We start from the raw sequence: 7,825 nt of genomic DNA, 5'->3' as shown, positions 1-7,825 counted from the left end.
GCCGCGCCGCGTCAAAGACGTGGATGGCCGGGACAAGCCCGGCCATGACGACCTCCCCCGTGTCCCGGGCGCGATGCGGCATTCTTCATGCCGCTTCGCAGAACCGGGACCCCGGTTTCTTCGCGCCGCAAGCAACCGGGACCCCGGCTCTGCAGCGCACCGCTCCGCAAGGGCTGCGCGCTGCGCTGCGTCCGGGGAACGCGCCCCGTGGAGCGCGATATTGCAACACGCCGCGTCAACCGCGGGCTTGACCCGCGTGTGCATCGCACTTCGCAAAAGACTTTTGCAAAGCAGGATGGATTGCCGGCTCAAGCCCGCCTATGACGATGTGTCAATCCCTTCGCGCTAAGTGCGCGCATTCCGGAATGACCGAGTCAAGGCGCGTGTCCGACCTCGCCGTCGATGACGTCGCCGAACAACCGCCAGGCCTCGCCGTCGAACTGCATCAACTGCATCTGTTCGATCGGATAGAAATCGTCGGGTCCGGTGTTGACCTTGATACCCGGCAGCATCATGTCGGTTGAAAAATCTTTCAGGCTGGCGGCCTGTTTCATGACGTTCTCGCGGGTCAGGTTATCGCCGCATTGCTTAAGAACCTGAACCATGGCCTGGGCCTGAACGTAACCATAGACATTGTTGGCGTTCGCCTTGTCGCCGTCGGGATAATATTTATCCATGAAGGCTTCCCATAGCTTGACCCCCGGATCGTTCTTCCATGCCGGATCGGTCGGGTCCTTCAAATAGGCTGTCGAAATGATATCCTTTGCATATTGAAGACCCGCCGGTTTCAATACCGCGGCCACCGAGGTCGCGGTGTTGGCGAGGAAGAATTTCGGCTTCCAGCCGAGTTCGCCGACCTTGCGGATCGCCTGCGCCGATCCCTTTGGCGCCGCCCACGAAAAGAAAATATCGGCGCCGGAGTCATGCAGCGCCACAATCTGCGAATCGATGCTTGGATCCGACACTTCGTAGGATTTCTCGGCGATGATCATGCCGGCCTTGGCGCCAAGGCCGTCGCGCAGTCCCTTGACCTGATCCTTGCCGGCGTCGTCATTCTGCCAGAACACCGCGATCCTGCCGTTTGGAAAGTGATCGAGAATGTATTTGGCGTAGATGCGCCCCTCGCTCTGATAATTGGGCTGAAAGCCCATGGTCCAGGGAAAATTCTTCGGATCACCCCACTTCGTCGCCCCGGATGCGACGAACAGTTGCGGCACCTTCTTGACGTTCATGTATTTCTGGATGGCGCTGTTGGAAGGCGTACCAAGCGGCTGGAAGATCAGCAGGACCTCGTCGCTCTCGACAAGCTTGCGCGCTTGTTCGATCGCCTTTGGCGGGCTGTAGGCGTCGTCATAGGAAATGAAATTGATCTTGCGGCCATTGATGCCGCCGTCGGCGTTGATCTTGTTGAAATAGGCGGCTTCCGATTTTCCGATGACGCCATAGGAGGACGCCGGGCCGCTGTAAGGCATGATGTTGCCGATCTTGATCTCGGCGTCGCTTGCGCCCGGATCGTATTTCTTTTGTGCATCGGCGGCCGAGGCCGAAAATAAAATCGCGACGGCAACCGATGTCAGGCCGACAAACCGCTTCCCATGCGTGGGCATCCGCTCTCTCCCTCGATCGTTCTGGTTTGACGCGATTGTCGCAGCCCCGGGGCGTCCGATCAAGCAGCCGGATATTCTGCGGCGCGGAACAGACATTGTTGCCCGCCGCCAATTATGATTGATGCTCACCCCGCACCTGCCTGACACTCTGGGCCGAACGTGAACATGCCTGACAAGCGAACTGGTCCCAAGCATCCGCGTCTCGGCGCCGCCGGCTTCGGCATCGCGCGATCGCTCGGCGCCCGGCTGCTGGCGGCGGCGGGTTTTCACCAGCTCGGGTCCGACTACGCCAATGCGCGGCTTGCATTCATCCGCGAGCGCCTCGCGCGCGGCGACACCGTCTATCTGGCGGGGCTCGGGCCGCCGGGTACGCATAATTCCGGCGTCGCATTGGTGGAGGTAACGCAGGCCGGCGGACCGCGCCTGATCGTCAACAACGAGGAGGAGCGATTTTCCGGCAACAAGCATACGACCGAATATCCGCGGGCATCCATCGACGCGATGGTGGCGACTTTGCGAAGCATGGGGCGTGACATCGGTGATATCGCTGCGTGGATCACGACGTGGGATTATCCGACGTTGTTCGGAACGCTCGTCCGCTCCGTGCTCGAAGAAGCGCCGCAAAGCATGAAGTTGTTACGCAACACCGAAGCCACCGGATTCGACGGCCGCCGTCTCGAACAAATGACCCGCACCCCGAAGATCCTGGGCAGGCAGCTTGGGGGGGCCGCGCGGGTGCCGCTGATCTGCATGCCGCATCACGACAATCATGCGTGGTTCTCGGTCGCGGTATCGCCGTTCGGCGACAGCGAGCCGGTCGCCGTCGCCGTGCTGGACGGCACCGGCGATCAGGGATCGATCTCGCTCTACGCCGCCGAGCACGGAACCATGCGCCGCCTCTCCTGCAATGACAGCGTGTTCGATTCGCTCGGCGCCTTCTACAGCGTGATCTCGTCGACCCAGGGCGGCTGGACCTGGCTGTCGAGCGAAGGCCGCTACATGGGCGCCGCCGCCTGGGGCGACATGAACCGCGCGACCAACCCTTATTACCGACGTCTGAAAGACGTTCTGGATCTTGGCGCTGCGGGCGCGGTCAAGCTCAATCGCGCCATGGCCAACTGGCAGTGCGATCCGTTCGATCGTCCTTACAAGCGCGCGCTGATCGAACTTCTCGGCGAGCCCTTGAAACCGGATCAGATGTGGAATCCAGACGCGGTGCTGCGGGTCGAGGACATCAAGCATCGGCCGGACACGCGGGATCGTCTCGACAAGGCGGCGGCGACGCAACTGGTATTTGAGGACGCGATGATCCACATCGTCGATCATCTGTTGCGGGCCACGGGCGCAAATCGGCTGGTGCTGACCGGCGGGGTGGCGTTGAACGCGATCGGCAACATGCGCCTGCTCGAACATTTCGACGAAGCATGGTTCGCCCGCGCACAGCAACGAAAAGCCCGTTTACACGTGTGGGTGCCGCCGACACCCGGCGATGCCGGCGTCACCATCGGCGCGGCCTGGCTGTTGGCGCATCTCGCGGGCGCGCCGCGCGGTGCGCCGATGACGCATGCGTTCTACTGCGGTATGGCGCCACCCCGCTCCGATATTGCGGCAGCGCTGAAGGCGGACGACATCGCGTCGCAGCAAATCGGCGATATTGCGACATCGGCCGGCCGCGATGCCGTCGCCGACCTGATGGCCTTCATCGTGGCGCAAGGCGGCGTCATTGCGCTGGTTCAGGGAGCGGCGGAAACCGGTCCCCGGGCGCTCGGCCACCGCTCGATCCTTGCCAATCCGAGCGATCCGCAGACGCGTCAGCGGGTTAACGAACGCGTAAAATACCGCGAGGCCATTCGTCCGCTGGCCCCGATGGCGACGCTGGAGGCGGCGCAGGAATATTTCGATCTGCTCGAAGGCGCGTCGGACGGCGGCTACAACGCCTACAATTACATGGTGCTGACCGCGCAATCGAAGCCGCGCGCGCGCGACAAAATCCCGGCGGTCATTCACGCCGACGGCACCGGCCGCGTGCAGATCGTGCGCGCGGAGGACGATCCCCTCGCCTACGCCTATCTGAAAGCGCTCGGCCGTCATATCGGCGTCGAGATCTCCGTCAACACCTCGTTCAACGTGGCGGGGCCGATCGCGCAGACGCCGCAACAGGCGATCGATACGCTGCGGCGTTCAAAAGGGCTTGATGTCGCGGTGCTGGTGGCGAGCGACGGGGTAGTCCACGCGGCGTGGCACGGCGGCGAGCGCGACAGCGGACGCTTCACCTCCTGGCTCTCGGAATGGATGAGGACGCGAGACTGACGCCCGTTCCGATGACCTCTCAGGAACCATCCGGCGCGGCGGCCGTTTCAGCGTCAGGCTGTCCAATCAGTCCACGTCTTCGATCGACGCCGCGGGAGCCCCGAAGGCGCGCTGCGCCAGCGTCGCCGCCATGAACTCGTCGAGGTCGCCGTCGAGCACGCCTGAGGTGTCCGATGTCTGCACGCCGGTGCGCAGATCCTTCACCATCTGATAGGGCTGCAAGACATAGGAGCGGATCTGGTGGCCCCAGCCGATGTCGGTCTTGGCGGCCTGGTCGGCGGCGGCCTGCTCTTCGCGCTTCTTCAGTTCGATCTCGTAAAGCCGCGCACGCAACATGTCCCAGGCCTGCGCTTTGTTCTTATGCTGCGAGCGCCCGGCCTGACAGACCACCGCAACGCCGGTGGGAATATGCGTCAGCCGCACCGCCGATTCAGTCTTGTTGACGTGCTGCCCGCCGGCGCCGCCCGAGCGCATGGTATCGACGCGGACGTCGGACTCGGCGATGTCGATCCTGATCGAGTTGTCGACCACCGGAAAGATTGCGACGCTGGAGAACGAGGTGTGGCGGCGCGCGTTGGAATCAAACGGCGAGATCCGCACCAGCCGATGCACGCCGGCTTCGGTCTTCAGCCAGCCATAGGCATTGTGGCCGCTGATCTGGATGGTGGCCGACTTGATGCCGGCTTCCTCGCCCTGGGTTTCTTCGAGATATTCGATCTTGAAGCCATGCTTCTCGGCCCAGCGCGTGTACATGCGCAGCAGCATCGAGGCCCAGTCCTGGCTTTCGGTACCGCCGGCGCCGGCATGGACTTCGAGATAGGAATCGAACCGATCGGCTTCGCCGGACAGCAGCGCCTCGAGTTCGCGGCGGGCGACTTCCCGTTTCAGATTTTTCAGCGCGGTTTCGGCTTCGACGACCACGCCCTCGTCATTCTCGGCCTCGCCGAGTTCGATCATGCCGACATTATCTTCAAGCTCGCGCTCGACCTTGCCAATGCCGGAAAGCGAATCCTCCAGCGAGGTCCGTTCCTGCATCAGCTTCTGTGCTTTTTGCGGGTCGTTCCAGAGATTGGGGTCTTCGGCGAGCTTGTTCAGCTCAGCCAGGCGCGCCGCGGATGCATCGACGTCAAAGATGCCTCCTCAGCAGCCCAACCGACTGCTTGATCTCTTCGACGAGTCTTTCAATTTCAGCGCGCATGGGTGCCCTGGTCTGCGGCAGAGCCGCGATTGGACGAAGTGAGGATGTAGCGGCGGGCGGGCGAAAGCACAATCGTCCGCCGCTAATAGAGTCCGCCGGTACCGGAACGGAACAGGGTTCGCTCGGCATCAGGCGGGACCTGCTGCGAACGTCCGTCCGCGTCCGCTACGCCGATGACCGAGTAATTATCCGGCGGCGCGGTGCCCGGCTTGAAGGCTTCCAGAATGGTCCGGCCGCCGTCGCCCGGACCGGCGCGCATGCCGCTCTTGGCGTCGACCCGGATCAGCTTGATGCCCGCCGGCACGCGAAACGGAATCGCCGGCTTGTCGGCAAGCGCCAGCTTCAAAAAGTCCTTGGCGATCGGCGCGGCCAGATGTCCGCCGGTAGCGCCCTTGCCGAGGTTGCGGGGTTTGTCATAGCCGACATAGATGCCGACCACGATATCGGGCGAGAAGCCGATAAACCAGGCGTCCTTTTCGTCGTTGGTGGTACCGGTCTTGCCGGCGATCGGCTTGCCGACTTCTTTCACGACGGTGGCGGTACCGGCCTGCACCACGCCCTCCATCATCGAGGTGATCTGGTAGGCGGTCATCGCATCCAGCACCTGCTCGCGGCGATCGACCAGCTGCGGCTCGGGCTGGTTCTTCCAGCCCTCGGCGGCGTCGCAGCCCCGGCATTCGCGCGCGTCGTGCTTGAAAATGGTACGGCCATAGCGGTCCTGGATGCGGTCGATCAGCGTAGACTTCACGCGCCGGCCGCCATTGGCAAACATCGAGTAGGCGGTCACCATGCGCATCACCGTGGTTTCGCCGGCGCCGAGCGCGTAGGACAAATAGTTCGGAAGTTCGTCATAGACGCCGAAGCGCTTGGCATATTCTCCGATCAGCGGCATGCCGACGTCCTGCGCCAGCCGCACGGTGACGGTGTTGAGCGACTTCTGCAGCGCGTTGCGCAACGTCTGCGGCCCGTAATACTTGCCGGTGGAATAATTCTCCGGGCGCCACACGCCGGCACCCTGCCCCTGATCGATCTCGATGGGCGCATCGACCACGACCGTGGACGGCGTGTACCCGTTATCCATCGCCGCTGAATAGACCAGGGGCTTGAACGAAGAGCCCGGCTGGCGATAGGCCTGAGTGGCGCGGTTGAACTGGCTCTGGTCGAACGAGAAGCCGCCGACCATGGCCAGTACGCGGCCGGTCCAGGGATCCATCACCACCATGGCGCCGGAAACTTCGGGGTATTGCCGCAGCCGGAACTGGCCCTCGACCGGCGTTCCATCCTTGGCGATCAGCGGATCCGCATAGATCACATCGCCGGGCTGGAGGACCTGCGACACCGCCGTTGGGGTCCTGCCCCGCGCCGGGCCCGAGGCGGCCCTGGCCCACTTTACGCCATCCAGCGTGATGTTTCCGGTTTGCCGGTCCTTGAGCACCGCGCCGCCGAGTTCCCGACCCGGCTGAAAACCGATCCGCGCCGACTGGTCGCTGGTTTCCAGCACCACCGCCATGCGCCAGGGCGATATATCTGACAACGACTTCACGTCGGCGAGCTTCACCCCCCAGTCGCCGGAAATGTCCAGTTTGGTAGAGGCGCCGCGCCAACCCTGCGCCTCGTCGAAACTGACTAGGCCGTTGGTCATGGTCTTGCGGGCCATCACCTGCAGCTTCGGATCGAGCGTGGTTCGAACCGAAAGCCCGCCCTCATAGAGCTTCTTTTCGCCGTAGCGCTCGAACACGTCGCGGCGGACTTCCTCGGCAAAATACTCGCCGGCGAAAATATGCGCGGCATTGGCGCGGTTGGTGACGTTCAATGGATCCTTGCGAGCCTGGTCGGCGTCGGCCTGCTTGATCCAACCGTTTTCTAGCAGGCGGTCGACCACATAGTTGCGGCGTTCGATCGCGCGATCGCGGTTGCGGATCGGATGCAGCGACGATGGCGCCTTGGGCAGCGCGGCGAGATAGGCCGCTTCCGCAATGGTGAGTTCGTTCACGGATTTATCGAAATAAACCAGCGAAGCCGCGGCGACCCCATAGGCGCTGAGGCCGAGGTAGATTTCGTTAAGATAAAGCTCGAGAATCTTGTCCTTCGAATAAGCGCGTTCAATCCGCATCGCCAGCAAGGCTTCCTTGATCTTGCGGGTGAAGGAAACCTCGTTGGTCAAAAGAAAGTTCTTGGCGACCTGCTGAGTAATGGTGGATGCACCCTGCGGGCGCTTGTTGGAGCCGTAATTTTGCGCAAACAGCACCGCAGCGCGGGCCATGCCGGAAAAATCGATGCCGCCATGTTCGTAGAAGTTCTTGTCCTCGGCCGCCAGAAACGCGTTGATCACGATCTTCGGTACCGCCTGGATCGGCAAATACAGCCGGCGCTCCTTGGAATACTCCGCAAGCAGCGCGCCATCGGCGGCGTGAACGCGCGTCATCACCGGCGGTTCATAGTCCTGAAGCTGTGAATAATCCGGCAGGTCCTTGGAGTAATGCCAGATCAAGCCCGCGGTGGCGGCGACGCCAACCAGGAACACGACGGTTCCGGCGGCGAACAAGAAACCCAAGAACCGCACCAGAAAGCGCATCACCAATATCCGTTTTAAACCCTGGCGCCGTAACATCCGGCGGTGTCGGCTCGGCCTGCGCCTGTCCGAAGGTGATTTTACCGATTCTGCAGGCCCTTGCAGCGACTTTTTATAGAACCGATGCTGTGGCCAAAC

At 62.6% G+C, this 7,825-nt stretch carries 4 protein-coding genes; 1 reads left to right on the top strand and 3 read right to left on the bottom strand.

From position 1 onward, the window contains the following. Window positions 1–374 precede the first annotated feature (374 nt). Window positions 375–1,607: an ABC transporter substrate-binding protein gene (locus ACFE72_RS20560; protein WP_375414966.1), complete on the bottom strand. Its 1,233-nt coding sequence runs from the start codon at window positions 1,605–1,607 to the stop codon at window positions 375–377. A 165-nt stretch (window positions 1,608–1,772) separates the two neighbouring features. Here ACFE72_RS20560 and ACFE72_RS20555 point away from each other — a divergent pair, with 165 nt between their 5' ends. Next, a complete protein-coding gene (locus ACFE72_RS20555; protein ID WP_375414965.1) occupies window positions 1,773–3,917 on the top strand; it encodes a carbamoyltransferase C-terminal domain-containing protein in 2,145 nt (714 codons plus the stop codon). A 66-nt stretch (window positions 3,918–3,983) separates the two neighbouring features. Here the strand turns inward: ACFE72_RS20555 and prfB are convergent. Both prfB and ACFE72_RS20545 read right to left on the bottom strand, forming a co-directional pair. Further along, window positions 3,984–5,115, bottom strand: a protein-coding gene (prfB, locus tag ACFE72_RS20550; RefSeq protein WP_375414964.1) for a peptide chain release factor 2 whose coding sequence is annotated in 2 segments (ribosomal slippage) — window positions 3,984–5,045 and window positions 5,047–5,115 — 1,131 coding nt in all. Because the reading frame shifts where the segments join, the coding sequence is not laid out codon by codon here. A gap of 82 nt (window positions 5,116–5,197) precedes the next feature. Then, window positions 5,198–7,690: a penicillin-binding protein 1A gene (locus ACFE72_RS20545; protein WP_375414963.1), complete on the bottom strand. Its 2,493-nt coding sequence runs from the start codon at window positions 7,688–7,690 to the stop codon at window positions 5,198–5,200. Between the last annotated feature and the right edge of the window lie 135 nt (window positions 7,691–7,825).

Source organism: uncultured Bradyrhizobium sp., assembly GCF_964252615.1.
Lineage (GTDB): Bacteria > Pseudomonadota > Alphaproteobacteria > Rhizobiales > Xanthobacteraceae > Bradyrhizobium.
This window is presented reverse-complemented; position numbering and strand designations above follow the sequence as displayed.

Excerpts from the sequence above, each read along its gene's own strand:
- ACFE72_RS20545 (WP_375414963.1), bottom strand. The coding sequence starts at position 7,690 with ATGCGCTTTCTGGTGCGGTTCTTGGGTTTCTTGTTCGCCGCCGGAACC.
- ACFE72_RS20555 (WP_375414965.1), top strand. The coding sequence starts at position 1,773 with ATGCCTGACAAGCGAACTGGTCCCAAGCATCCGCGTCTCGGCGCCGCC.
- ACFE72_RS20560 (WP_375414966.1), bottom strand. The coding sequence starts at position 1,607 with ATGCCCACGCATGGGAAGCGGTTTGTCGGCCTGACATCGGTTGCCGTC.